The 23,854-nt window shown below is 70.1% G+C and carries 22 protein-coding genes; 11 read left to right on the top strand and 11 right to left on the bottom strand.

Translation table 11 applies throughout. The annotated features are described in order from the left end of the window. Positions 1 to 47 precede the first annotated feature (47 nt). Both AB0G16_RS19795 and AB0G16_RS19790 read right to left on the bottom strand, forming a co-directional pair. Complete coding sequence (locus tag AB0G16_RS19795; protein WP_362806551.1) at positions 48 to 1,409, bottom strand: MFS transporter; 1,362 nt, start codon at positions 1,407 to 1,409, stop codon at positions 48 to 50. A 102-nt stretch (positions 1,410 to 1,511) separates the two neighbouring features. After that, complete coding sequence (locus AB0G16_RS19790) at positions 1,512 to 2,309, bottom strand: glycerophosphodiester phosphodiesterase family protein (protein ID WP_362806549.1); 798 nt, start codon at positions 2,307 to 2,309, stop codon at positions 1,512 to 1,514. A 228-nt stretch (positions 2,310 to 2,537) separates the two neighbouring features. Between AB0G16_RS19790 and AB0G16_RS19785 the strand changes: the two genes are divergently transcribed. Beyond that, positions 2,538 to 4,322 (top strand): ubiquinol-cytochrome c reductase cytochrome b subunit, encoded by a 1,785-nt coding sequence (locus AB0G16_RS19785; RefSeq protein WP_362806547.1) that lies wholly within the window; start codon positions 2,538 to 2,540, stop codon positions 4,320 to 4,322. Positions 4,323 to 4,361: 39 nt separating this feature from the next. Here the strand turns inward: AB0G16_RS19785 and AB0G16_RS19780 are convergent, their stop codons facing one another. Genes AB0G16_RS19780 through AB0G16_RS19760 form a run of 5 tightly spaced genes read right to left on the bottom strand, consistent with a single transcriptional unit; the run spans position 4,362 to position 8,518 of the window. Next, a complete protein-coding gene (locus AB0G16_RS19780; protein WP_362806545.1) occupies positions 4,362 to 4,919 on the bottom strand; it encodes a TrmH family RNA methyltransferase in 558 nt (185 codons plus the stop codon). Then, positions 4,916 to 5,560 carry a methyltransferase gene (locus AB0G16_RS19775; RefSeq protein ID WP_362806543.1) on the bottom strand — a complete coding sequence of 215 codons (645 nt, stop codon included), beginning with the start codon at positions 5,558 to 5,560 and terminating at the stop codon, positions 4,916 to 4,918. The genes AB0G16_RS19780 and AB0G16_RS19775 overlap by 4 nt, the downstream gene beginning before the upstream one ends. Positions 5,561 to 5,592: 32 nt before the next feature. Then, the gene (locus tag AB0G16_RS19770) at positions 5,593 to 6,540 is read right to left on the bottom strand and encodes a VWA domain-containing protein (RefSeq protein ID WP_362806541.1); all 948 of its coding nucleotides are present in this window, start codon (positions 6,538 to 6,540) and stop codon (positions 5,593 to 5,595) included. After that, complete coding sequence (locus AB0G16_RS19765) at positions 6,537 to 7,517, bottom strand: DUF58 domain-containing protein (protein ID WP_362806538.1); 981 nt, start codon at positions 7,515 to 7,517, stop codon at positions 6,537 to 6,539. Before AB0G16_RS19765 ends, AB0G16_RS19770 begins: the two co-directional genes overlap by 4 nt. Then, on the bottom strand, positions 7,514 to 8,518 hold the full coding sequence (locus tag AB0G16_RS19760; protein WP_362806535.1) for a MoxR family ATPase: 1,005 nt from the start codon (positions 8,516 to 8,518) through the stop codon (positions 7,514 to 7,516). Before AB0G16_RS19760 ends, AB0G16_RS19765 begins: the two co-directional genes overlap by 4 nt. A 190-nt stretch (positions 8,519 to 8,708) precedes the next feature. Here AB0G16_RS19760 and AB0G16_RS19755 point away from each other — a divergent pair, with 190 nt between their 5' ends. The 7 genes from AB0G16_RS19755 (at position 8,709) to AB0G16_RS19725 (ending at position 14,661) form a co-directional block, all read left to right on the top strand. After that, complete coding sequence (locus tag AB0G16_RS19755; protein ID WP_362806533.1) at positions 8,709 to 9,473, top strand: hypothetical protein; 765 nt, start codon at positions 8,709 to 8,711, stop codon at positions 9,471 to 9,473. Between the two features lie 75 nt (positions 9,474 to 9,548). Beyond that, the gene (locus AB0G16_RS19750) at positions 9,549 to 10,121 is read left to right on the top strand and encodes a TetR/AcrR family transcriptional regulator (protein ID WP_362806531.1); all 573 of its coding nucleotides are present in this window, start codon (positions 9,549 to 9,551) and stop codon (positions 10,119 to 10,121) included. Positions 10,122 to 10,171: 50 nt separating this feature from the next. Further along, positions 10,172 to 10,792, top strand: coding sequence for a DUF4865 family protein (locus tag AB0G16_RS19745; RefSeq protein WP_362806529.1), 621 nt, complete (start codon positions 10,172 to 10,174; stop codon positions 10,790 to 10,792). A gap of 10 nt (positions 10,793 to 10,802) precedes the next feature. Further along, the gene (locus AB0G16_RS19740) at positions 10,803 to 11,804 is read left to right on the top strand and encodes a DNA topoisomerase IB (protein ID WP_362806527.1); all 1,002 of its coding nucleotides are present in this window, start codon (positions 10,803 to 10,805) and stop codon (positions 11,802 to 11,804) included. A 158-nt stretch (positions 11,805 to 11,962) separates the two neighbouring features. After that, the gene (locus tag AB0G16_RS19735; RefSeq protein ID WP_362806525.1) at positions 11,963 to 12,355 is read left to right on the top strand and encodes a ChaB family protein; all 393 of its coding nucleotides are present in this window, start codon (positions 11,963 to 11,965) and stop codon (positions 12,353 to 12,355) included. 215 nt (positions 12,356 to 12,570) lie between these two features. Then, on the top strand, positions 12,571 to 14,229 hold the full coding sequence (locus AB0G16_RS19730; RefSeq protein ID WP_362806522.1) for a catalase: 1,659 nt from the start codon (positions 12,571 to 12,573) through the stop codon (positions 14,227 to 14,229). 153 nt (positions 14,230 to 14,382) lie between these two features. Further along, positions 14,383 to 14,661, top strand: a complete 279-nt coding sequence (locus AB0G16_RS19725) for a WhiB family transcriptional regulator (RefSeq protein WP_362806520.1) — start codon at positions 14,383 to 14,385, stop codon at positions 14,659 to 14,661. Between the two features lie 101 nt (positions 14,662 to 14,762). On the opposite strand, the gene AB0G16_RS19720 is transcribed toward AB0G16_RS19725, so the two are convergent. From AB0G16_RS19720 to AB0G16_RS19710, 3 genes are all read right to left on the bottom strand, one after another. Further along, positions 14,763 to 15,734 carry a DUF72 domain-containing protein gene (locus tag AB0G16_RS19720; RefSeq protein WP_362806518.1) on the bottom strand — a complete coding sequence of 324 codons (972 nt, stop codon included), beginning with the start codon at positions 15,732 to 15,734 and terminating at the stop codon, positions 14,763 to 14,765. 211 nt (positions 15,735 to 15,945) lie between these two features. After that, a complete protein-coding gene (locus AB0G16_RS19715) occupies positions 15,946 to 16,383 on the bottom strand; it encodes a hypothetical protein (RefSeq protein ID WP_362806516.1) in 438 nt (145 codons plus the stop codon). Positions 16,384 to 16,460: 77 nt separating this feature from the next. Beyond that, entirely contained in the window at positions 16,461 to 20,285 is a 3,825-nt protein-coding gene (locus tag AB0G16_RS19710) for an SGNH/GDSL hydrolase family protein (RefSeq protein ID WP_362806514.1), read from the bottom strand. A gap of 406 nt (positions 20,286 to 20,691) precedes the next feature. Between AB0G16_RS19710 and AB0G16_RS19705 the strand changes: the two genes are divergently transcribed. The 3 genes from AB0G16_RS19705 to AB0G16_RS19695 all read left to right on the top strand — a co-directional run bounded on the left by AB0G16_RS19705 (position 20,692) and on the right by AB0G16_RS19695 (position 23,173). Next, on the top strand, positions 20,692 to 21,081 hold the full coding sequence (locus AB0G16_RS19705) for a hypothetical protein (RefSeq protein ID WP_362806512.1): 390 nt from the start codon (positions 20,692 to 20,694) through the stop codon (positions 21,079 to 21,081). A gap of 794 nt (positions 21,082 to 21,875) precedes the next feature. Beyond that, a complete protein-coding gene (locus AB0G16_RS19700) occupies positions 21,876 to 22,667 on the top strand; it encodes a hypothetical protein (protein WP_362806510.1) in 792 nt (263 codons plus the stop codon). 2 nt (positions 22,668 to 22,669) lie between these two features. Continuing rightward, positions 22,670 to 23,173, top strand: a complete 504-nt coding sequence (locus AB0G16_RS19695) for a peptidase inhibitor family I36 protein (protein ID WP_362806508.1) — start codon at positions 22,670 to 22,672, stop codon at positions 23,171 to 23,173. Here AB0G16_RS19695 and AB0G16_RS19690 read toward each other — a convergent pair. Continuing rightward, entirely contained in the window at positions 23,142 to 23,702 is a 561-nt protein-coding gene (locus AB0G16_RS19690) for a hypothetical protein (RefSeq protein WP_362806506.1), read from the bottom strand. The genes AB0G16_RS19695 and AB0G16_RS19690 overlap by 32 nt on opposite strands. Positions 23,703 to 23,854: the final 152 nt, after the last annotated feature.

Below are 23,854 nucleotides of genomic sequence, written 5' to 3'. Positions count from 1 at the left end.
GCACGTTCTTGACCCGGTCTGCGGAGGGCCCCCTCAGGAGGGCGTTCTCAGATGCGTTCCGGCACCTGGTTCCCGGCGGCCCTGATGGCCTTGGGCAGGTCGATGAGGGCGAGCAGCACCAGGCCGAGCACGAAGAAGATCACCAAAGAGATGATTCCCAGGCGGTAGCTGTCGGTCAGCTGGAGCGCCAGCCCGAGGGTGAACGAGCCGAGGAACGTCGCCCCCTTGTCGCTGATCTCGTACAGGCTGTAGTACTCCGCCTCCTTGCCCCTGGGGATCACATGGGAGAACAGCGACCGCGACAGGGCCTGCGTGCCGCCCATCACGATCGCGATGGCGAAGCCGAGCCCGTAGAACGCCGCCGCCGACCCCCGGGGCAGGAAGTAGGCCACGGCCACCACGGCGATCCAGGCCACCAGCGCCACCATCACGACCCGCTTGGCCCCGTAGGAGGCGGCCAGCCGGCCCAGCAGCAGCGCCCCGAAGAACGCCACGAACTGCACCATCAGGATCGCCGTGATCCGCGTCTTCTGGTCCAGCCCGAGCTCCTTGTCGGCGTAGGTGGCCGAGAAGGAGATGACGGTCTGCACGCCGTCGTTGTAGATCAGGTAGGCGACCAGGAAGCCCAGCGTCAGCGGGTAGCGCCGCAGCTCCCTGATCGTGCGGCCCAGCTGGCGGAGGCTGCCGGTCACGGCCCGGCCGGCCGTCTCGGCACCGGAGGGCGCGGCGTGCCGGTTGCGCAGCCGCAGCAGTGGGATGACCGTGAACCCGCCCCACCACAGCCCCGCCGACGCCAGGGCGATGCGCACGGCGTCGCCCTCGGTGACGCCGAAGGACTCGTGGTAGAGGAAGAGCCCGAGGTGGACGGCGAGCAGCAGGCCGCCGCCGAGGTAGCCGAACCCCCACCCCTGGGCGGAGACCCTGTCGCGCTCGTCGGCCGTGGCGATCTCCGGCAGGAACGAGTTGTAGATCACGAACGCGGCGGCGAAGGCGACGCTGGAGACGAGGAACAGCGCGCCGCCCAGCAGGTAGCGCCCGCCGGCGACGAACCAGAAGCACAGGGTGGCACCGGCGCCGAGATAGGCGAACAGGGCCAGCAGTTCCTTCTTGCGGCCGGTGTGGTCGGCCAGCGCGCCCACGATCGGCATCAGGATGATCTGCAGGATCGCCGCGACCCCCACCACGAAGGAGTAGTAGGCGCTGGGCCGCACGTCGAACCCGAGCACGTCGACGTACGCGCGCCCCTGGGCGGAGGCGGCGGTCTCGGCGATCGTCGTCAGGTACGGGCCCAGGAAGACCGTCAGGACGGTGGTCGGGAAGGCGGAGTTCGCCCAGTCGTAGAAGTACCAGCCGCGCTGCTCCCGGAGGCGGGAGGCCGGGCTCTCCTCGACGGCCTGTGCTGAGGTCATGGGGGGTCCTCGGTTCGCTGGCGGGGGGACGGGACGGGGGTCATCGAAGGAGCGGGACGGACGGGGACACGGGGGCACGGGAAGCCCGGGGGCGGGGGCCGTTCACGCGGCGAGGCGGCCGGGGTGCCACTGGCCGCGGGAGACCAGCACGTCGCGCAGCCCGGAGATGTTGTCGGTCATCAGGCCGTCCACGCCCAGGTCGAGCAGGCGCCGCATCACCGCGGTGTCGTTGACGGTCCACACGTGGACCTGCATGCCGAGCGCGTGCGCCGTGCGGACCAGGGCGGGCGTGGTGATCCGCAGGCCGCGGAAACCCACCGGGACCTGCGCGCACGGCATCCCGGCGCGGGCCAGGCGGGCGAGCAGGCGGCCGTACCCGGAGGTGGTGGCGGCGGCGCGCAGGGTGGTCACGCCCCGGGGCCCCAGCGCGGAGCACACGTCGCGGCCGACCGCGGCGCGGGCCCGCTGGAGCCGCTCCTCGGAGAAGGAGGTCAGGCAGATCCGGTCGTGGGAGGAGGTCCGGCGGATCGCCTCGGCGAGCGGGGCGATGGCCGCCGCCTCCTTGACGTCGATGTTGAAGCGCGCCTCGGGCCAGGCGCCCAGCAGGTCCTCCATCAGGGGGATCTCGTCCACGCCGCCGATCCGCGCCTGGCGCACCAGCCGGTACGGCAGCTCGGCGATCCGGCCCCGGCGGTCGGTCACCCGGTCCAGGGTGTGGTCGTGGAAGGCCAGGAGCACCCCGTCGGCGGTGGCGTGCGCGTCGGTCTCCAGGTACGTGTAACCCAGCCCGACGGCGCGCTCGAAGGCGGCGAAGGTGTTCTCCCTGCCCTCTGAGGCCCCGCCCCGGTGGGCGAACGCCAGCGGGCCGGGGTGGTCGAGGAAGGCGTAACGGCGCTGCACGTGCAGGAGTATGCCCCCTGCGGGCCGGGCGCGTCATCGCGCCCGGGTGAACGTTTGGGTCACAAGCTCCGAAACCCGACCTGGACGTTCCCTTTGCCCCTGCCTGGCCGGGGCCGGGAATGAATGAGGGGACCTGGGCGTCCACGGCGGGCTCCGCCGTGGGGCCGGTGCGGTTTTCCGGGGGCGTGACGACGCCGGGGCCGGGATCCGTGGGAACGGAGACCACGCATGAGCAGAGCACACGACCGGACGAGGCTGGAGAGCACGGCGGGCTACCTCGACGACCGCCTCGGCGCGGGCAACTTCGTCAAGCGGAACATCCGCAAGGTCTTCCCCGACCACTGGTCGTTCCTGCTCGGGGAGATCCCGCTCTACTCGTTCGTCATCCTGCTGCTGACCGGCACGTTCCTGACGCTCTTCTTCAAGGCCAGCATGCTGGAGATCCCCTACCAGGGGGCCTACGAGCCGCTGCGGGGCGTCATGATGTCCGAGGCGTACGCCTCGTCGCTGGAGATCAGCTTCAACGTGCGCGGCGGCCTGCTGATGCGCCAGATGCACCACTGGGCGGCCCTGCTGTTCATCGGCGGCATGATGATCCACATGCTCCGGGTCTTCTTCACCGGCGCCTACCGCAAGCCGCGCGAGATCAACTGGCTGATCGGGGTGGCGCTGCTGGCGCTGTCGCTGTTCGAGGGCCTGACCGGCTACTCCCTGCTGGACGACCTGCTGTCGGGAGCGGGCCTGCGGATCACCGCGGGCGTGGCGCAGTCGCTGCCGCTGGTCGGCACCTGGCTCACGTTCTTCCTGATCGGCGGCGAGTATCCCGGGGACGACGTCATCGGCCGGTTCTACACGATCCACATCCTGCTCCTGCCGGGCGTCCTGCTGGCGCTGATCACCGCGCACATGATGCTGACCTGGGTGCTCAAGCACACCCAGATGTCGGGCAAGGGCCGGACCAACGACAACGTGGTGGGCGGACCGTTCCACCCGTCGTTCCTCGGCAAGTCGGGCGCGTACTTCATGTTCACCTTCGGGATCATCGCGCTGCTGGGCACCTTCGCCCAGATCAACCCGGTGTGGCTGTTCGGTCCCTACACCCCCTCCGCCATCGGCGCCGGGTCCCAGCCCGACTTCTACCTGGCGTTCCTCGACGGGTCGCTCCGCCTGACGCCCGGCTGGGAGATCAACGTCCTGGGCTTCACGCTGCCGATGAGCGTGATCCTCCCGGCGCTCGCCCCGATCGGCGTCATCCTGGCGGGCCTGGCGCTCTACCCCTACGCCGAACGCTGGGTCACCGGCGACAGCCGCGAGCACCACATCGCCGAGCGTCCCCGCGACAACCCGCACCGCACCGCGATCGGCATGTCGGCGATCACCTTCTACGGCGTCCTGTGGCTGATGGCCTCCAACGACGTGATCTCCGCCTACTTCCGCCTCTCGCTGAACACGATGATCGTCATCGGCCGGGGGCTGGTCTTCGCCGGGCCCGTCCTGGCCTACTACGTCACCTACCGCATCTGCCTGGGCCTGCAGCGCAGGGACGCGGCGAGCCTGGGGCACGGCGTGGAGACGGGCGTCATCCAGCGCCGGTCCACGGGCGAGTACGTCGAGGTGCACGTCCCGCCCAACCAGGCCATCGAGGCCCACATCAAGGGCAAGGAGCCGGTCCCGATGCTCGCCGGGGTCTCCGAGGGCGCCGACGGCACCAGGGCCGCCGGCGACGGGGCCGGGGACGACGAGGGCCCCGGCGGCACCGGGGTGCCGTCCGGCCGGGGACACGGCCGGATCGCCAGGCTCCGCGCCCTGATGAGCAGGACCTACGGCGGCGAGAAGGTCCCGCTGGACGGCGGGGCCGACGGGCACGAGGCGAACGGGCACGCCGGCAACGGGCACGGGCGCCACGACCCTCCCGGGGAGAGGTACGTCTCCGGGGCGCCCGGCACGGAGGGGACCGGCGGGCGCGCGGCCATCGGCTCCGGTACGGGCGAGGACCGGCCCCCGCTCGGCTGAGCGGTCACGACCGGGGCCGCGGCCCGGCGGGGGAGAGCGTCACTCCCCGGGCGCCGCCTTGCCCGCCCACTCCTGGCGGCGGACCTCCGCCACCGCGATCGCCGCCGCGACCGCGACGTTGAACGAGCCGACCCGGCCGACCTGCGGGATGTAGCAGACGCCGTCGGCGGCCTCCAGCAACGCGGGGGAGCAGCCGTGGTCCTCGCTGCCGACCACCAGGCAGACGTCGCCGCCGAGCCTGGCCTCGGACAGCGGGACCGCGTCGCCGGTCAGCTCCACCGCGACCACGGTGAACCCGTCCGCCTTGGCGGCCCGCACGGCCTCCGGCACCGGGACCGGCTCCTCCCAGGCCACCAGCCGGTCGGTGCCCAGCGCGGTCTTCTGCGCCTTGGGATTGGTGGGCGGGGTGGCGTTGCCCGCCAGCCAGATCCGCTCCACGCCGAAGGCCGCGGCCGTGCGGAAGATGGAGCCGATGTTGAACGGGCCGGTCACCGACTCCACGATCAGCGCCAGCCGTCCCTCGGTGTTCCTGCGCCAGCCGCGGTTGAGGCGCTTGACATCGGTCGGGCGCAGCTGCCTGCGCGGGTTCGCCGTCATCGGTCGTTCACCGTTCCTCGTCGTTCGTCGTCACGGGGGTGGCCTCCCGCCCCGGCCCCCACCCGCAGGACGCGGTACGACGAGCGGGAGGCCACCCGCTCGGCGGGCCAGCCGCGCTCGTTCAGCCAGCGCTGCAGCGAGTCCGAGCCCAGGTGCTTCTGGACCACGAGGTGGGCGACCCCGTCCGGGGTGAGGCGGGAGAGCCAGCGGGTCAGCATCTCGTGCATCGCGGCCTTGCCGATCCGGATCGCCGGGTTGGACCAGATGGCGGAGAACCGCACCCGCGGCGGCACCTCGTCGACGTGCACTGACCTTACTTTGTCAAGGCCGGCGGTCCGGGCGTTGCGGGCGCACAGCTCCACCGACCGGCGGTTGACGTCCACCGCCCAGACCGTCGCGGCCGGGGCGCGCGAGGCCATCGTCAGCGCGATCGGCCCGTATCCGCAGCCCAGGTCGAGCAGGTCGCCCCGGGCCGGGGGCGGGGGAACGCTCTCCAGCAGGATCCGCGTGCCCTGGTCGACGCGTTCGGCGGAGAACACGCCGCTGTCGGTCTCCAGCTTCAGGTGAAGGTCGGGGAGCACGAGCGTGACCGATCCGGGACGACCGGCGGCCTCGGGGCGCTCCTCGAAGTAATGTGCCACGGCGTAGAACGTTACCAACGGCCGGGGGCGGCTCAGGGCAGCCGCGACCCCAGCAGCAGGGCCGCCCCGGCGGTCACCAGCCCGGCCAGGATCGCCGCCACCACGAACCACTGGGTGATCTCCTGGCTGACCGTCCGGTACCCCAGCGAGGAGCCGATCTGCTCGTACACCTGCCGTAGCTGGGTGCCCGACTCCGCCTCGTAGGCCCGGCCGCCCGTCCCGTCCGACAGGGACTGCAGGGTGACCTTGTTCACCGGCACCTGCACGTCGCGGCCGTCGATCGAGACGGTCCCGTCCTGGGTCCCGTACGCGATCGTGGAGACCGGCACCCGCACGCCCTTCGCCGCTTCGATGGCCTCGGCCACCGAACGGCCCGAGGTGTTGTCCCCGTCGGAGAGCAGCACGATCGCGGCGGGCGGCGGGTCGTTCACCGCCTGCTGGTCGAAGGAGCGCAGCGCCTCCAGGGAGCTGAACACCGCCTCGCCGATCGCCGTCCCCGCCCGGGTGGTCAGGGTGCCCAGAGAGGTCACCACGGCCTGGTGGTCGGTGGTGGGGGAGACCACCACCGAGGAGGAACGGGCGAAGGCGACCAGCCCGACGTTGAACCGCTCCGGCAGGTCGGCGACGAACTTCTGCGCCGCCTCCTTGGCGGCGGTGATCCGGTTCGGCCGCACGTCGTCGGCCTCCATGGACAGCGAGACGTCCAGCGCGATGATGATCGTCGCACGGTCGCGGGGAACCCGCACCGAGTCGGCCGGCCGGGCGGCGCCCACGATCAGCAGGATCATCATGACGAGGAACAGCGCGGGCGCCACGTGCCGCCGCCAGCCCGGCGCCGACGGGGTCACCAGGTCCAGCAGCGGCAGGTTGGTGAAGCGCAGCGCGTAGCGGCGCCGGGAGAACTGCGCCGCCACGTACCCCGCCACGAGCAGGGCCAGCGCGGCGAACAACCAGAGCCATACCGGAGAGAGAAAGGTCACCGTGTCGCTCCCGACCTCGGGGGCCGATGGGTCACGTGCGCCATGCGCCGCTGCCGCAGGACGAACTGGGCGATGTCGAAGACCCAGTCGCGGTCGGTGCGCAGCACCAGGTGGGCCACCCCGCAGCGGCGCAACGCCACCCGGTTGGCCGTCCGCTGCGCGGCGGCCGCCTCGGCGTACGCCCGGCGGATCCTCGGGGTGAGGTACACCTGGCGGCTCCGCCCGGACTCCGGGTCGGTCAGGTTGACCAGGCCCACCGCGGGCAGTTCCAGCTCGCGAGGGTCGATCACCTCGACGGCCAGCACCTGGTGGTGGGCGGCGAGCCGCCGGATCGGCCGCTCCCAGGGTTTCTCCAGGCTCGCGTCCAGGGTGGGCTCGGCGTCGAGGAAGTCGGAGACGACCACCCGCAGGCCGCGCCTGCGCCGTGCCGAGGCCAGGACCTCGATCGCCTCGGCCAGATCGGGGGCGTCCGCGACGGCCCGGCCCCTGGGGGCCTCCGTCAGCGAGTGCAGCAGGCCGTACAGGGCGGGCCGTCCGCCCCGGGCGGGCATCCGGTGGATGTACTCGTCGTGCAGGACGTAGGTGCCGAAACGGTTGCCGATCCGGCCCGCCAGGAAGCCGATCGCCCCGACGGCGGCCACGACCAGGTCCCGCTTCTCCATGCCCGAGGTGCCGAAGTCCATGCTGGGCGACAGGTCCGCCAGCGCCCAGGTCTCCAGCTCCCGGTCGGCGATCAGGTCCCGCACGTGCGGCACGGTCGTGCGGGCGGTCACCGCCCAGTCCATCCGCCGGATGTCGTCCTCGCCGGGGACATACCCCCGGCTGTCGCCGAACTCGCTTCCGGGGCCGGGAAGAAGCCCCTGGTAGGAGCCCTGGAGGAGACCGTCCAGGCGGCGGACGATGGTGAGCTCCAGGCGGCGCAGCGCATGGACGGAGTCGTGGGGGGTGTTCCTGTCGTGACGCTCGGGGCGGGTCACCGGGGGCCCTGGTTCCAGACGACCAGGGGCGGCGGCACGGCGGTCAGGATCTGGCGGACCACGTCCTCGGGGTCGATCCCGTCGGCCAGGGCGTCGAAGGTGAGCATCAGCCGGTGGGACATCACGTCCACCGCCACGTCGCGGATGTCGTCGGGGAGAAGGTAGTCACGGCCGCGCAGCAGGGCCAGGCCGCGTCCCGCCGCGACCAGGCCGAGGGTGGCCCGGGGGCTGACGCCGATCTCGATGTTCTCCTCCAGGTCGGCCAGGCCGTACTCGGCGGGGGCGCGGGTCGCCATCACGAGCCTGACCACGTAGTCCGCGACGAGCTGGTGGACCGAGACCTGGTCGGCCGTCCTCTGCAGCGCGGACAGCCGCCCGGGGTCGAGCACCGCCCTGGGGACGGGCGGGGTCACGCTCATCCGGTGCAGGATCTCCAGCTCCTCGTGGGCGCTGGGGTGGTTGACGCGGACCTTGAACAGGAACCGGTCGCGCTGGACCTCCGGCAGGGGGTAGACCCCCTCGGACTCGATCGGGTTCTGGGTGGCCAGCACGATGAACGGCCTGGGCAGCGGGTGGGTCTGCCCGGCCAGGGTCACCTGCCGCTCCGCCATCACCTCCAGCAGTGCCGACTGGACCTTGGCCGGGGCCCGGTTGATCTCGTCGGCGAGCAGGAAGTTCACGAACACCGGGCCGAGCTCGACGTCGAAGGTCTCGCGGGAGGGGTGGTACACCCGGGTTCCCACGATGTCGCTGGGGACCAGGTCGGGGGTGAACTGGATGCGGGCGAACTCCCCGCCGACCACGGTGGCCAGCGTCGAGGCGGCCAGGGTCTTGGCGACCCCGGGAACGCCCTCCAGCAGGCAGTGCCCCCGGGCGAGGAGCGCGACGAGCAGCCGCTCCACCATGTGGTCCTGCCCCACGATGACCCGCCGGACCTCGGTCAGGGCGTCGCGCAGCAGTCCGGTGTCGATCTCGCTCGGCAGTTCTTCGGCGACGGTCATGCCGGTATTCCATCAAATGAAGTGACCGTTCGCACGGCTGCTCCGCCGGGTTTCACCGGCGGCGCGCCCGGCGTGCCCTCCGGCGGGCGTCGCGGGGCGGGGGAGGGGGGCGGGCGGCCCGGCGCGGGCGTTCCCGCGCCGATCCGCGCCGATCCGCGCCGACCCGTGCCCGCCGTGCCGGTGTGCTTTCATGTCAGACGTGGCCACTCCGCTGCAGTACGGCGACCCGCCCCGGCTGGGGCCCTTCCTCCTGCAGGCCCGCCTGCGCGTCGGACCGGCGGGGCTGGTCTACCTGGGGCTGGCGCCCGACGGCCGGCCGGTCTCGGTCGCGGTGCTGACCAGGGGGGCCGCGCTCGACCCGGCGGCCAGGGACCGCTTCGTCACCGGCGTCCGCGACGCGATGGCCAGCCGTTCCGGGGTGCGGGGCTGGGTGGTCAGGGCCGCGCGCGGGCGTACCGCGGTGGCCGACGCGCTTCCGCAGGTGCTGGCCATGGACGGCGGGAACGCCCCCTGGGTGGCCACCCCCTACGAGCCGGAACGGGCGGGGGCCGAGTGGTTCCTGGAGCCCGTGCTGGTCAGCGGCACGCTGATCGGGGAACGGCACGGGCCGGACTTCGCCCCGCACTGGGTCGGGGACCGCCTGCCCGCGCTGCCGCCGCCGCCCGAGAGCGCGCCGCCCCTGACCGAGACGCGCCGGTCGGTGACCCTGGCCGGGGTGGCGCTGGCCGCGCTGCTGATGCTGCTGGCCGTGATGCTCTGGTTCCTGCTGCGCGGCGAGGACGAGTTCGAGCAGCCGCGCAGGCCGTTGCCGTCCACCGTGTTCGTGCCGACCCCGCCGCCGGTCCCGACGACGACCGCCCCGGGCCGGCCCACCCCGTCGCCGTCACCCAGCCAGAGCGGGACCGGCACCCCGGGCCCGCGGGAGGGCGACGGCGGCGAGGGCGAGGCCATCTAGCGTCGCGAGCCCGTCCGGGACCGTCTCCGGAACGCTCGCGTCGAAGTTGTACCTACTGGTATGTACACTCGTCGTGTGAGCGCGTCGGAAGATCTCATCGCCAGCACCCGCGAGCTGCTGTGGGAGCGCGGCTACGTGGGCACCAGCCCCCGGGCCATCCAGCGGCGGGCCGGGGTCGGCCAGGGCAGCATGTACCACCACTTCGCCGGCAAGCCGGACCTGGCGCTGGCCGCCATCGGCCGTACCGCCGAGGAGATGCGGGCCACCGCCGAGGCCCGGCTCGCCGGTCCCGGGACGGCGGTGGAGCGGATCACCGCCTACCTGCGGCGCGAGCGCGACGTCCTGAGGGGCTGCCCGATCGGCCGCCTCACCCAGGACCCGGACGTGATCGCCGATCCGGCGTTGCGCCGTCCCGTCGAGGAGACGTTCGCCTGGCTGCGCGACCGGCTCGCCGGGATCCTGGCCGAGGGCCGGGACCGCGGCGAGCTGGCGGCCACGCTCGATCCGGCCGCCACGGCCTGCGCCGTCGTGGCGGTGCTCCAGGGCGGGTACGTGCTGGCCCGCGCAGCGGGTTCCGCCGAGCCGTTCACCCAGGCCGTCGACGGCGTGCTGGGGCTGCTCGACGCCCACGCCCGTCCCGGCGCCTGACCCGCGCGTCCCCTCCACCCCGGCGACGAGACGAAGGCAGGCGCATCCCCGTGTACGCCGAGCAGTACGAGATCACCCTCCCCGCCGGCTACGACATGCGGATCATCCGCGAGCGGGTCGCCCGCGCCGGCCACCTGCTGGACGACCGCGCCGGACTGGGCCTGAAGGCCTACCTGATCCGCGAACGCGGCTCCGGCGGCTCCCCGGTCAACCAGTACGCCCCTTTCTACCTGTGGAACGACGTGGGCGCGGCGGCCCACTTCCTGGTCGGCGGGGGCGGTTTCCAGGGCATCGTCCGCGACTTCGGCCGCCCGCCCGTCCAGCACTGGACGGGCCTGGCCGTCGTGGCCGGACCCGCCCGCGCCACGCCCCCGGCGGCCGCCTCCCGCCTCGTCACCGCGCTCCCGGCCGACCCGGACCCGGACGGCACCGGCCTTGGCCTGTCCGCCCGGATCGCCGGGGAGACCGGACGGCTGGAGGAATTCGCGCGGCGCGAGGGCGTGCACACCGCGGCCCTGGCCCTCGACGCCCGGGACTGGCGGCTGCTGCGGTTCGTGCTGTGGCAGGAGGCCGTCCCCGCCGACGAGGACGCCACCGAGCGGTACGAGGTGCTGCACCTGTCGGCGCCCGGCCTCGACGGCCTGACCGGTAGGACGCCCGTCACGGGGTAGAGGGGCGCCCGTGAGCGAACTGACGCAGAGTGACCCGACCGAGCCCGGCATCGTGCGCCGGCGCCGGGGAAGGGGCTTCAGCTACCACCACCCCAACGGGACGAAGGTGCGCGACCGCCGTACCCTCGACCGGATCAGGGCGCTGGCCCTGCCGCCGGCCTGGACCGACGTGTGGATCTGCCGGTCGCGCGACGGCCACATCCAGGCGGTCGGCACCGACGCGGCCGGGCGCAGGCAGTACCGCTACCACGACCGGTGGCGCGAGGAGCAGGACCGGGCGAAGTTCGAGCGGGTACGGCGGATGGCCGAGCGGCTTCCGAAGTTCAGGGAGCGGGTGGCCGAGCACCTGGAGCAGGACGGGCCGACCCGCGAGCGGGTGCTCGCCGCCGCGGCGCGGATGCTCGACATCGGGTTCTTCCGGGTGGGCGGGGAGGCGTACGAGTCGTTCGGGCTGGCCACGCTCAGGATGGAGCACGTCACCTGCTCGGCCGGGCGCGTCTCGTGCGCCTACCCGGCCAAGAGCGGCAGGTTCCGCGAGCTGGAGATCATCGACGCGGACGTGTGCAAGGTGATCACCGAGCTGCACGACGCCGCGGACGAGGGGGAGCTGCTGCGCTACCGGGACGGCTCGCGCTGGGTCGACGTGCGCAGCGACGACATCAACGCCTACCTGCGCGAGACGCTCGACTTCGAGACCTCCGCCAAGGACTTCAGGACCTGGCACGCCACGGTGCTGGCCGCCGTGGGCCTGGCCGTCTCGGTCCGGGCCCGGTCCAGGACGGGCAGGATACGCGCGGTCAACCGGGTGATCGCCGAGGTGGCCGAGTACCTGGGCAACACCCCGGCGGTGGCGCGCGCCTCCTACGTCGATCCGCGCGTGATCGAGGCCTACCACCGGGGCAGGACCGTCGCCCGCGCGCTGGGCCGGCTGGGCGCCGAGAGCGACTTCGGGCAGCTCGCCACGCACGGCGCCATGGAGCGGGCCGTGCTGTCCCTGCTGCGCGGACGCTGAGAGCGTCGTCGGCGCCGCACGGGCGCCGGGGCGTCGGGATGCCGTACGGGCGCCGGGAGCGTCGTCGGCGGCCCTGCGGGCGCCGGGGGCATGATCGGCGATCGGGCGGGCATGAGGTCGCTGAGATCGTGATCCGCCACGAGAGAGGTGATCGAACGATGCCGGCACGTGAGGAGCTTCCGAGCACCCTGCAGCGGTCGCCGAAGAAGGCGCAGGAGACGTGGATCAAGGCCCATGACTCCGCGGTGGAGACCTACGGGGAGGGGGAGCGGGCCCACCGCACGGCGTTCGCGGCGCTCAAGCACTCCTTCGAGAAGGTCGGCGACCACTGGGAGCCCAAGGAGAGCAAGGGCCCCTCGGACGCCCGCGCCGCCAGGACCAGGCCCACGTCGGGCAGGACCGCCGAGGGGGTGGACGCCAACGCCTCCAAGCAGCACCTGTACGAGGTGGCCAGGCGCCTGGAGGTCAAGGGGCGCTCCACGATGACGAAGCAGGAGCTGGTCTCGGCCATCCAGAAGGCCAACCGGCGGGCCACCGCCAAGGCCCGCTGAGAACGGGCCACGGCCGAGGCCCGCCGAGGACCGGGGCGTCCCGTCCGGCTCGCACATCCGGGGCCGGGCGGCCACCCGGCGCGGGCAAAGTTTCCCTCGTCCTCCGAAGATTCTTTCCCATACAGCTCTAAATCAGTGCGTGCCGGTTAGAAAGCAACATGTACTGATATGTAGCTGTATGTCGGAAACGATTGTGGCAGGGGTGAAGCGTCATCATGACGGATGTTTCGAGCAAGGGGTCTCAGCCGGACGACGACCGTCCGGTCCTCACCAACCGGCAGGGACACCCGGTCCACGACAACCAGAACCAGCGGACGGTCGGTGCGAGGGGCCCGGCCACGCTGGAGAACTACCAGTTCCTGGAGAAGATCAGCCACTTCGACCGTGAGCGCATCCCCGAGCGGGTGGTCCACGCCAGGGGAACGACCGCCTACGGCTACTTCGAGGCCTACGGCAGGCTCGGTGACGAGCCGATCGGCCGCTACACCAGGGCCAAGCTGTTCCAGGAGGCCGGCAAGCGCACCGATCTGGCCGTCCGGTTCTCCACGGTCATCGGCGGCAGGGACTCCTCGGAGGCCGCCCGGGACCCGCGCGGGTTCGCGGTGAAGTTCTACACCGAGGACGGCAACTGGGACCTGGTCGGCAACAACCTGGCCGTCTTCTTCATCAGGGACGCCATCAAGTTCCCCGACGTGATCCACGCCCTCAAGCCCGACCCGGTGACGTTCCGGCAGGAGCCCGGCCGGATCTTCGACTTCATGTCGCAGACGCCGGAGAGCATGCACATGCTCGTCAACCTGTTCAGCCCGCGGGGCATCCCCTCGGACTACCGCCACATGCAGGGATTCGGCGTCAACACCTACAAGTGGGTGAACGCCGAGGGCGAGACCCACCTGGTGAAGTACCACTGGATGCCCAAGCAGGGCGTCCGCAGCATGACCGCCGAGGACGCCGCCGCCGTACAGGCGAACGAGCTCGGGCACGCCACCAAGGACCTGCGCGACGCGATCGACCGCGGCGACTTCCCCGAGTGGGAGCTGGTCGTGCAGATCATGAGCGACGACGATCACCCCGAGCTGGACTTCGACCCGCTGGACGACACCAAGGTCTGGCCGGAGAACGAGTTCCCGGCGCTGCCCGTCGGCAGGATGGTGCTGGACCGCAACGTCTCGAACAACTTCGCCGAGAACGAGCAGATCTCCTTCGGCACCGGCGTCCTGGTCGACGGCCTCGACTTCTCCGACGACAAGATGCTGGTGGGCCGGACGTTCTCCTACAGCGACACCCAGCGCTACCGGGTGGGCCCGAACTACCTCCAGCTCCCGGTCAACCAGGCCAGGAACGCCGAGGTGCGCACCAACCAGCGCGACGGCCAGATGACCTACCACGTCGACGGGCAGGGCGAGAACCCGCACGTCAACTACGAGCCGTCGATCACCGGCGGCCTGCGCGAGGCGCGGTACCCCACCCTCGACGAGCAGGGCCCGGTCATCTCCGGGCGGCTGACCCGCGAGCGCATCCCGCGTACCGACGACTACACCCAGGCGGGCCAGCGCTACCTGCTCATGGAGCAGTGGGAGCGCGACGACCTCGTGGCCAACATGATCGACATGCTCTCGCAGGCCTCGCGCCCCGTTCAGGAGCGCATGGTCTGGCACTTCCTGCTGGTCGAGGACGACCTCGGCCTCAAGGTCGGCGAGGGGCTCGGGATCGGTCCCGACGACGTCTCCCACCTGGAGCCGCTGGCGAGCCAGGACCTGGGCGAGAAGGACCGCGAGCGGCTCTCCAGGCTCGGCAAGAACGGGCCGCGTGACGTGGCAGGCCTGAGGATGACCCACTGCGTGCCCAACGAGCGGGCGCGCGCCGAGCGGTAGCGGGACCGGCCCCGGGCCTTCCGGCCCGGGAGAAACCATCGGTCAAGGCCGCCCGATTTTTCTTCAGAAAAGGTATGAATACCAATACAGCGGGCACGCGATCCTCAACCTGAGCCGTTGGTATTCGAGTCGTTCTCACCCAATTGGATCGCCATGCCTCTTAAGAGCAACGTCATCCCGATCATCCACTGGTCCCGCCGCTCGTCCTGCCTCAACGAGGATCCCGAGCTCTTCTTCCCCGTGTCCTACGAGGGACCCGGGCGGGAACAGTACGAACGGGCCAGGGCCGTGTGCCGCCGCTGCCCGGTGCGGGGACGCTGCCTTGAGTACGCCATGAACACCCAGCAGATGGACGGCGTGTGGGGCGGCACCACCCCCGAGGAGCGCAGGACCGCCCTGGCCGGATCGCGGCGCCGGCAGGCCAGCAGGTAGCGTCCCTGCCCGCCCCGGCGGGTGGCGTTCCGCCTCACCGGTGCCACCGCGCCGGCGGCGGGCCGCCGCCGGCCGGCGCGCCCGCGGTACGCCGGCCGGCGTCAGTCGATCTCCAGCGCCGTCTGCAGGTCCGTGCCCGCCGCCCCCTCCGGGCCGTCCCGTCCCTCCCGCCCGTCCCACCGGGCCGGTCCCTCGAGGCCGCCGACGAGTTCGCGGAACCGGGAGGCGTTGCGCTGGGAGTTGTCCGCGCAGCAGTTGTTGAACAGGACGTGGGTGACCTTCGCCCGTTCGGAGAGCTCCCCGACCCTGGCCGCCCATCGCCGGAGCTCGTCCTCGGAGTACAGGTACCGGAACCGCTCGTCGATGTTCTTGCTGGTCCACCTCTCGGAGTGCCCGTGCAGCCGCACCACGGCGAGGTCGGAGGTCGCGGCGAGGATCGGTGGCATCGACGAGGCGTGCCCCTGCGGCATGTCGACCCCCACGTACGGAAGATCGTGCTCGGCGAGGAACGCCAGGGTCTCCTCGCGGTTGTCCTCGTCCATCCAGGTGTGGTTGCGGAACTCCACGCTGATCCGCATCGGCGCGCAGCGCCGGGCGCACTCCAGGACGTAGCGACGGGGACCCTCGCCGATCGGGAACCACGGCGGGAACTGGAAGAGCACCGCCCCCAGCCTGCCCGACGCGTGCAGCGGCTCCAGCGTCTCCAGGAAGCGCCACCACACCTCCTCGGTGATCTCCGGCGGCACGTCCTTGAGGTAGAGGTTGCGCTGCGGGGGCGCCCCCAGTTCCTCCTGCAGGTCCTTGTACAGCGAGGCCGGTCGCGTGGGGTGCCCGGTGAGCAGGGAGAACGCCTTGACGTCGAAGGTGAAGCCGGGCGGGGTGCGGTCCCGCCAGCCCCGCACGGTGCCCAGCGACGGCGGGTGGTAGTAGGTGGCGTCCACCTCGACCACCGGGAACCTCGACGCGTAGTAGGCCAGGCGTTTCGCCGGGTCCGAGGCGTCGCCGGGGTACCAGCCCGACTCCAGCAGCGACCGATGCGTCCACGAGGCCGTGCCCACGAGGATCCTGCCCATCGCCTGTCCTTCCTGAGAAGCCGGAGGGTCCGGCGCCCGGCGCGGCGGCGACCCGCTGACGAGGCAGCCGTCCCGGGCACCTCCTGCCCGCCCAGGCGGCCTTCGATCGTCACGGTGGCTCCCGATCATCCCTTGCCGGAGGTTCTCGCACCCGCCGCCGACCGCCCGCACACCTCGCACTGTCCGATCGCCCCTGGAGGCCCGGCGAGCTCTAATCGTATTCGTACGCACATCCGGGAAGCGGCTCGATCGAATAGCGCGGACGGGCAGGATCGATCATGGTGAACGACACCGTGTGGCAGCGGGTGAACGGGCTCGTTCCCAGCAGCGTCCCCCGCGTGGAGAACGCGCTCACCGACACGACCAGGGCCGTGGCGGTCCGTTCCGATGAGAACACGGACACCTCGGCTATGGAACCGTCGATCCGCCGGACCGAGAGGTCGCTGACGCTCCCCTCGCTCACCACCTTCTCGGCGAACACGGTGGTGACCCTCAGAGTGCTCCGTTCGGCCGAGACGATCGCGCTCCTCTGATAGAGGTAGTAGAGGAGCAGCGGTCCCAGGAAGCACAGGACGGCGATCACCGCGGCGGCGAGAAGACATCCGCGCAGCCTCCGATCGACTTCCGGGACCTGCGCATCATCCTCCACCGTTCACCTCGTCCGCGTACCGGCCGGCCGTGCCGGAAGGCGCCGGTACGAGATTCTCGCACCGGCGCCGGCCTGGTTCACCATCCCGTGTATTTCACGGCCGGATGAGCCAGATGCCCCTCAAGAACGGCGGCGAACGCCCGGGCGCCTTTTCCGTTCGGGTGGAGGGATGTTCGGCTCGCGCATCGCAGTCCGTCTGCCACACACCCGTCCCAGAAGTCCTCGAAGTCACCTGGGCCGGTTTTGTTGAAATTAATGTAGTTTATCCAGGTCTCTTCGAGGGGGGAGGGGTTTCTGCACGCGCCGTGCCCCTGGAACGCGGGCAACGGGTCGGCGAAGGACACCTCCAGGCCGGCGGACTTGGCCGCCTGTGCCACGGCGACCTCCTGGGCCGTGAAGTGCTCGGTGAGGCGCTGGAACATCGCTCTCTCCGAGTCGTCGAACTCCGGACACGACATCCCCGGACCGGCGATGTCGGGATACCCCATGAGGACGATCTTCGCCTTCTTTCCCCGCCCCGGGGAGGCATTGGCCGCCTTGTCCTCGATTCGTTGGAGAATGTTCTTGACATTCGCCGGAAGACCTAATGCCATTCGGTCGTTCACCGCGTGCGTGATATCGGACTTGATGTTGTTTTCGTGGCCGGAGCTGTAACACGAGATTATGTAACAATTGCTGATCACGTCGCTGAACTTCGCGTCGTTCCCGCCTATCGACAGGGTGACCAGCGTGGTGTTCTTGTTGAGGAACCCGCTCTCCAGCTGGGCCACCTCCCTGAATCTCCCCTCGGCGTCGTTCCGATAGGCCGACCAGTCACCGAGTGGATCGATGGTGTACTGGTACTCCTGCAACGTCATGTCCAGCGTGGTCGCACCGGAACAGGCCACGAACGCGAAATCCATCTTCGGACTGAAGGAGTCGGCGAGCTGGCCGACGGTCTGCGTCTCGCCCGGCAGGACGGTCTGCCTTATCCAGGCGTCCTTGCTCCGACGGCAGGCGTTCCACCGGACGCTCTTGTAACCCGTGTCGGTCTCGGGGTAGTAGTTCCCGGCTCCTTCTCCCGATGCGAAGGAGTCGCCCATGCCGACGACGAAGTGTTTCGGTTTCTTCGCGAGGACCTGGAAGGCGATGGCGTCCCAGGCGACCGCCGCCGTACCGTGACCCTCCAGGTTCAGGTTGGTCAGCGACACCTTGGGCGTTCCGGCGAACTGGAAGACGCCGAGGTTGTGCCAGGCGTTCTCCTCCCTGCCCTGGGAAAGGTACCGGGTCTCGGACTGGCCGTTACCGAGGTTGACGGTGTACGGAGCCTGCTGGGTCTCCGCCCTCCGTTTCGGGACGTGCACGATCACTCGCGCCCAGCCGTTGATCTGCTGGTTGAGCTCCCAGGTGCCGGTCACCTTCATGGCCGCGCCCCTGTGCGCGCCGCTTCGGGAGTACCCCCACCACAGATGGCCGCCGAATCCGTTGCCGAGTTGCTGGAAGTCGGCCCGCCCGGGTACGTCGCCCGTGGTGTCCTGCTCGAAGTCGAACGACAGGGTCCCGGAGTTGGTCCATCCGGAATTGGAACAGTTGCCGCCGCGGATCGGCGGTACGGAACTGGGAACGTCGTCGACGATCAGCGTTTTCGTCGTGTCGCCGGTCACCGGTGGCAGCCCCGGGGTGAGACACGGTGTCCACTGGTCGCTCGGCTCGGCGCGTTCGGTGCCGGCATAGGACGCGTTGTACCGGAGTTCCGCCTCGTTGCCGCACTCCGCGGGGCAGGTCTTCCACATCTTCGGTGAATGCCACCAGCATTTCCGGTCGGTTCTGGTGCAGTCGCCCGAGCCGGCCTGGCATTCGTTGTCGGCCGAGCAGAACGCGTCCAGGTTCACGGTGTCGGGCGACGTGAGCGGCACCATGCTGCGACGGTTCTGCACCGTGTTCCACCACGCGTAGTTGTACCCGCCCTCGGTGACCCACTGACCCGTGGTGGTGTTGTAGTAGCTCTTGGCGATGGGCCAGGCCGACCAGCCCAGGACCTTCTCCTGGTACGGCCAGTGCTGCGGGTGCGCCGCGTCGGGATAGGAGTTGTTGTCGAGGAAGGGGCGACGTCCCATGAGGTAGTCCGGGTTCTTCGGGTTGTTGGTCCAGCCGACGCCCCAGGCGCCGCCGTGCGCGCCCGCCTGCGCCTTGGGATACCAGCCGCTGTTGTAGGCCCAGATCGCCAGGTACCAGTTCTCGATCTTCGCGGGATCGCCGTTGTTCACCTTCACCGCGCCGCCGGTGTCGTTGTATATCTGGTTCCACTTCTCGGCGAGGGTGGCCATGCCGGCGGCGATGTTCGTCACGTAGTCCAGGGCGACCCTGCGCTGGGTCTCGGGAGCCCAGAGCCACTCCCCGTCCCTCGCGTGCCCGGCCCGGCGCATGTGATCGGTCTGCTGGGTGATGCCGTATCCGCAGTCGGCGTTCTTGAAATCGATGTCCCAGTCGTTCGCGGGTTCGTCGTCATAGATCTTGACGCCGTAGTAGTTGCCCACGAGGGGGTTGCCCGTCTCCCCGGGGAGCACGTCCCGTTGCGCCTGCCAAAGGTTCGACTCCTGCGCGAGGATGCCGAACATGACGGAGACCGGGATCCGCCCGCCCCCCGCCAGGTCGGGCGCGGGGAACGTGTCCTGCGGGTTCCACTGGGGAACGCCCGAGCCCTTCCAGTCCTGCTGGCGCCACACCTGCAGCCGGTCCTTGAAGACCAGCTGATCGACCGCCCACTCCACCTGGCGCCAGTGCGGCTGGTACACCTGCGTCTTGGGATCGTTACGCGGCACGGAGCAGGAGTAGTTCTGATCGATCGTCCCGGTCGCGGTCGCGGCTCTCGATGCGACCTCCGCCCGCGCCTTGGCCAACCGCGGACTCGCGGCGCGGCCGGACTCCGAGGTGCTCGCCCGCGTGGGGGCTATCGCGAAGGTGAGCGATGATCGCGTCCGTGGGGCCTGGGCGTCGATGTCGACGAGTTCCGCGTCGTGTCTCTCCCGGACCTTCCCCGGGAAACCCGTGTCCGCCGGGTCGCTCTGAAGGTCGCGCCTGAGCCCTCGCCGCGCCGCGCTCTTGATCAGCAGGCCGCCCTCGGAGGAGACGGCCCCCGCTCCCGGCGCGCCGCCGACGAGCGACACGAGAGAGGGCAGCGTGCCTCGCTGCCGGGCGCCCCCCGTGACGAAGACCCTTCCGTCGGTTCCCGAGTGCAGGGCGACGTCCCCGAGGCGGCCCGAGGCGAGCACCCTCACCGAGCCCTCGCGGTAGTGCTTGACGGACGCCTCGCCGCTGCTCTCGTCCATGAACGCGACGCCCCCGTCGGCCGTCGGGCGGATGTTGAACGGCACCGAGTCGGCTGTGGCCAGCGTCTTGAGCCTTCCCGACCGCTCGACCTCCACCAGCCGGTTCCCGGACGCCGCGACGATGCCGTCCGCGACGGCGGTGGCGGAGGTCACCTGCCCTTCGAGGACGATCGGTCGCGTGACCGACTTCGAGGCGGTGTCCACGGTGAACAGGCGCGTCGTCCTGCGGTCGTCGGTGGTGCCCTGCGTGAAGGCGACCTTGTCGTCCGAGCCGCATCCCGGGTTGTAGTAGGCGAGGCTCACCTGGTCCTTGAGTTTGGTGACCTTGCCACTTCTCACGTCGACGACGGCGGCGAAGGCGCCCCTGCTGAACAGCCACGCGCGGTTGGTGAAGTGCCGGGGGGCGTACGTCGCGACGACCTGACGTCCCGAACTCGTCAGGCAGGTGTTGCCCACCCATTGATCCGTTTCCATACCGGGCTCGCTGAGCGTCGCGATCGTGCGCCACGAATAGCCGTCACGTGACCTCGCCCCCAGAATGTGGAATCCGGTGGCGTCACCCGTCGCCGTGACGGCCAGGTCGTTCGACGTCATCCAGTCCTGGGAAAGGACCTTGTCGCGCTGTGACGGCTCGACCGACAAACGTTCCTCTGCCGGCGCGGGCGTTTCTTTCACCGGCGCGGGCGCGGCGGCGGCGCTGCCGGCGCCGGACATCACTTCCGCGACGGAAATCGTGGTGGTCACCAGGGCGGCGGACAACAGGAGAATGCATGGACGTCTCAAGAACTCTGCGCTCCTCAAAGGGCGGTCTGCGGGGAAGGGGGTTTCACGTAGACGGCCGGACGGGACCGGGCAGACATTGAGGCCGTCACCGGCCGCACGGAGAGCGATCTCGCCTAAGGGGTACCACGAGAAGTAAGTATGATCAAGAGAGGTGTTGTTTTTTCTTTGCCAATGCCGCCCTGTCCGGGACGACGCCTTCCGATGTGAGGAAGATGAGATGTTCTCGCCGGACGTGCGTTTTCTTGTACGCGTCACCGGAGTCAATGCGTCACAAGCGGTGAGGGGCATTCATCCTGGGTGGGCCGATGCGGGTCAAAGCATGATCGCGGGTGCGCTGTTCGCCCGGCGATGTGAACGAGTTCCCGATGAACGGATTATTCGTCACGGTCCCGGTGAACATGCCGATGCCTGGATCGAGAGCCTGCGCGTCGTCTGCGGACTTTGCCGCGGTCCCGGGCTGGCCGGACGCCTGTGTGAAGCGGTGGCGCTCCCGTGGAAAAGCGGTATGGCCCGAAGACCGAAAGACGATTTCAGCTGGTCAGCCGGTCGTCGAGCACGTTCGGTAATGGCGGTCCGACGCATGGACAATCGCCGGGACTCTTCTTGATATTTTTCTGGTGGTCATGGAGGATGCGTGAGAAAAGAGACGGTCGAGGGTGCCGGCCTCCGCGTGAAAGAGGGGGTGAGGCGTCAGTGCGCAGATCACATGGAACGGGCGTTTCGGTGACTCCTCTTAAGTCGGCCTTCCTGGCCACGTGCTCGAGGTGTGGTCATCGGTTCGCCGGGCTCGTTCGATCTGGGCTGCCGAAGAGGTTGCGTCAAGACCTGTGAAACCTTGACTTGAGCGGCCGAGACGGGCAGTGGAGGGGGTGTGATCCGAAAGTTTTTCTGTTCCCGCATGGCTCCGGTCTCACTCGGGTTCGGCACGGCAGGTCCCTGCGGACCACGGCCGGCACATCATGAACACGTTGGCCCAAATGAATCAAGGGAAAAGGTTGTTTTTTCTCCTTGATTCTCGTGTCCGGTCTGAGTAATCATCAACAGCGGCAAGGCTGTGCCAGTCATGGTGTCAATCTCGGTACCGACCCGCAGGACACGGTGATCCTTCACTCTGAGGGGACGGTTCGGATTCTGGCCAGGCCCGACGGATCGCCTCATGTGAGAGACCTGTCCTGGTGCGGTTCGTGACCGATGAACGGCGATCGCCAGTCAGGCGGAAATGGCTGTCCGGCCGCGTCATTGACGGCGCAGCCGCGTGGAGAGACGAGAGCTGGAGGTTCGCCTGTGGTTAATCTGTCCAGAAACGCCGTGACTCTGGTCGGCGGTTTGACGCTTTTATGGGGGCTCGCAGCTTGTGGTGGTGAAACCTCGGTCGGGACGTACACGGCTCGGCTTCAGGGCATGAACACCGCGCCTGTGGACGAGAAATCGCCGTTGTCGGTGTATGTCGACACCGCGGAGCAGCGCAGAAACATGACCGCCGCCCGGGCCGCCCTGGTCTCCTCCTGCATGAGGCGTCTCGGCTTCACGGATTTCAAGACCGTGGAGTCCAAGGAGGCGGGGCCGGAGCTCATCACGAGCCGGCGTTACCTTTACATCGAGCCCGCCCGGGCCGCGCGCAACGGTTATGCGGTGGAGCCGGATCCGACCTCCCGGAACCGTCCGACCGAGGAGCAGGTGCGAGCCGTGCCCATGGAGGAACGCCGAGCCCTGACCGGTGGTGGCGTGACCCTGAGCAGCGGCGTCAAGGCCCCCGAGGGGGGATGCACCAGAGAGGCCGGCCAGATCCTGTCCTCAAAGGCGCCTCGGGCGAACAGACTCCTGGTCTGGCAACTGATGGCCAAAGCGGCGGCGTCGGCCAGGAAGGATGCCGAGGTCATGCGGGCAGCGACCGACTGGAGCGCATGCATGAAACAGGGCGGGTACGCCTACGCCACCCCCGAGGAGGCCTGGAACGACTCTCGATGGGGCAGGCAGCCCGTCGCCGCGGTGAGCGAGGAGGAGCGCAAGGTCGCCACCGCCGATATGGAGTGCAAGGACCGATCGGGTTACGCGGTGCGGCTTTCGGAGGCGCAGATCGCGAACGAGAAGCAGCTGCTCGAGCAGCACGCCGATGAACTCAAGGCGCTCGCACGGAACCGGGAGGCCCTCCTGCGCAACACCGAGATCCTCCTGCAGGGCGGGCGGCCGTAGCCATGACCAGCCTGATGAAGCCCCTTATCGGAGACTTTCCTGGGAGTATGATGCGTGTCACACATGCGATGACCCGAGTCGTCGCGGCTCTAGCCGGAATCGCGCTGGGTGCCTCACTGGCCGTCGTCTCCGCTACGCCGGCGCTGGCGGATGAGCACGACGGCTGGTGCGGCGGCGGGGAGATGTGCGTTTTCGAACACGAGAACAGGGTCGGCGGCAGACATGACTACTACAATGCCGACTCCAGCTACGTGGACGACCGGCTCTACTACCTCTGGGGTTCAGGACCGGTGATCAGCGGGAGCGGCGTGAACGACATGGCCAGTTCCTTGGTCAATAATGAGACGAGATGCGATGCGATCCTGTGGGAGGACATCAACAGCGGAGGGGGCGCGTTGATCGTCCCCTACGACGACACGGGCGGTAGTGGGTTCCGGGTGAACGATCTCAGGCCTTGGGGCATGAACGACATCTTCAGCTCAAGCGGCTGGCTGAACTGCGTCTGACGATCGCGTCAGGACACCGGCGGGCCGCCCGGGTGTGCGGCCGCCGGTGGGGGCGGCAGCGGGTCAGACAGGCTCCGCCCAGCTCCTCGGACAGCCGCTCCAGGCCGCCCCTGATGAGCGTGCCGTACTCGTCGTCACCCAGTGCGCCGATCCCGGCCCGCGCCTGCCGGAGGTGCTCGCGGGCGCGGTCGAGGTCGCCCAGCTCGCGGTAGCAGTCGCTCAGGTTGAGGTGCAGCGACGGGTACAGGCCGGCCACCGAGAGCGGCACCCCGGCCCGTGCCACCATCTCATCGGTGACCAGCTCGGCGGCGGCGAGCGCCCGCAGGTCCCACATCAGCTCCTCGCGCACGTCGTCCTGCACGTCGGCCATCGAGTGGGCGAGGACGCAGACGCGCAGCGGGTCGCCCTGCTCGCCGCCGATGTCGTCCCAGATCCGCGCGAACAGGTCGCGGGCGTCGTCCCGCCGGCCCCGGTGGTGATGCAGCTCCACCCCCTGGCCGATCCGGGCCATCGTCGGGTCGGTGGTCATCAGCGGCTCCTTCACCGTCCGGGGGTGACCGGGGCCGGCCTACTCGCCCGGCGCGGGCTCGGCGATCTTCAAACGGAGGGTCCGCGCGACGGGCGCCGCACGCCGGGTACCCGCGCCTGCGGCGGCGCGACGCCCGGCGGCCCGGTCACTCC

The organism is Streptosporangium sp. NPDC023615, from assembly GCF_040640155.1.
Lineage (GTDB): Bacteria > Actinomycetota > Actinomycetes > Streptosporangiales > Streptosporangiaceae > Streptosporangium.
Note: the sequence above shows the minus strand (reverse complement) of the source record. Positions and strands in the feature narration are given on the sequence as shown.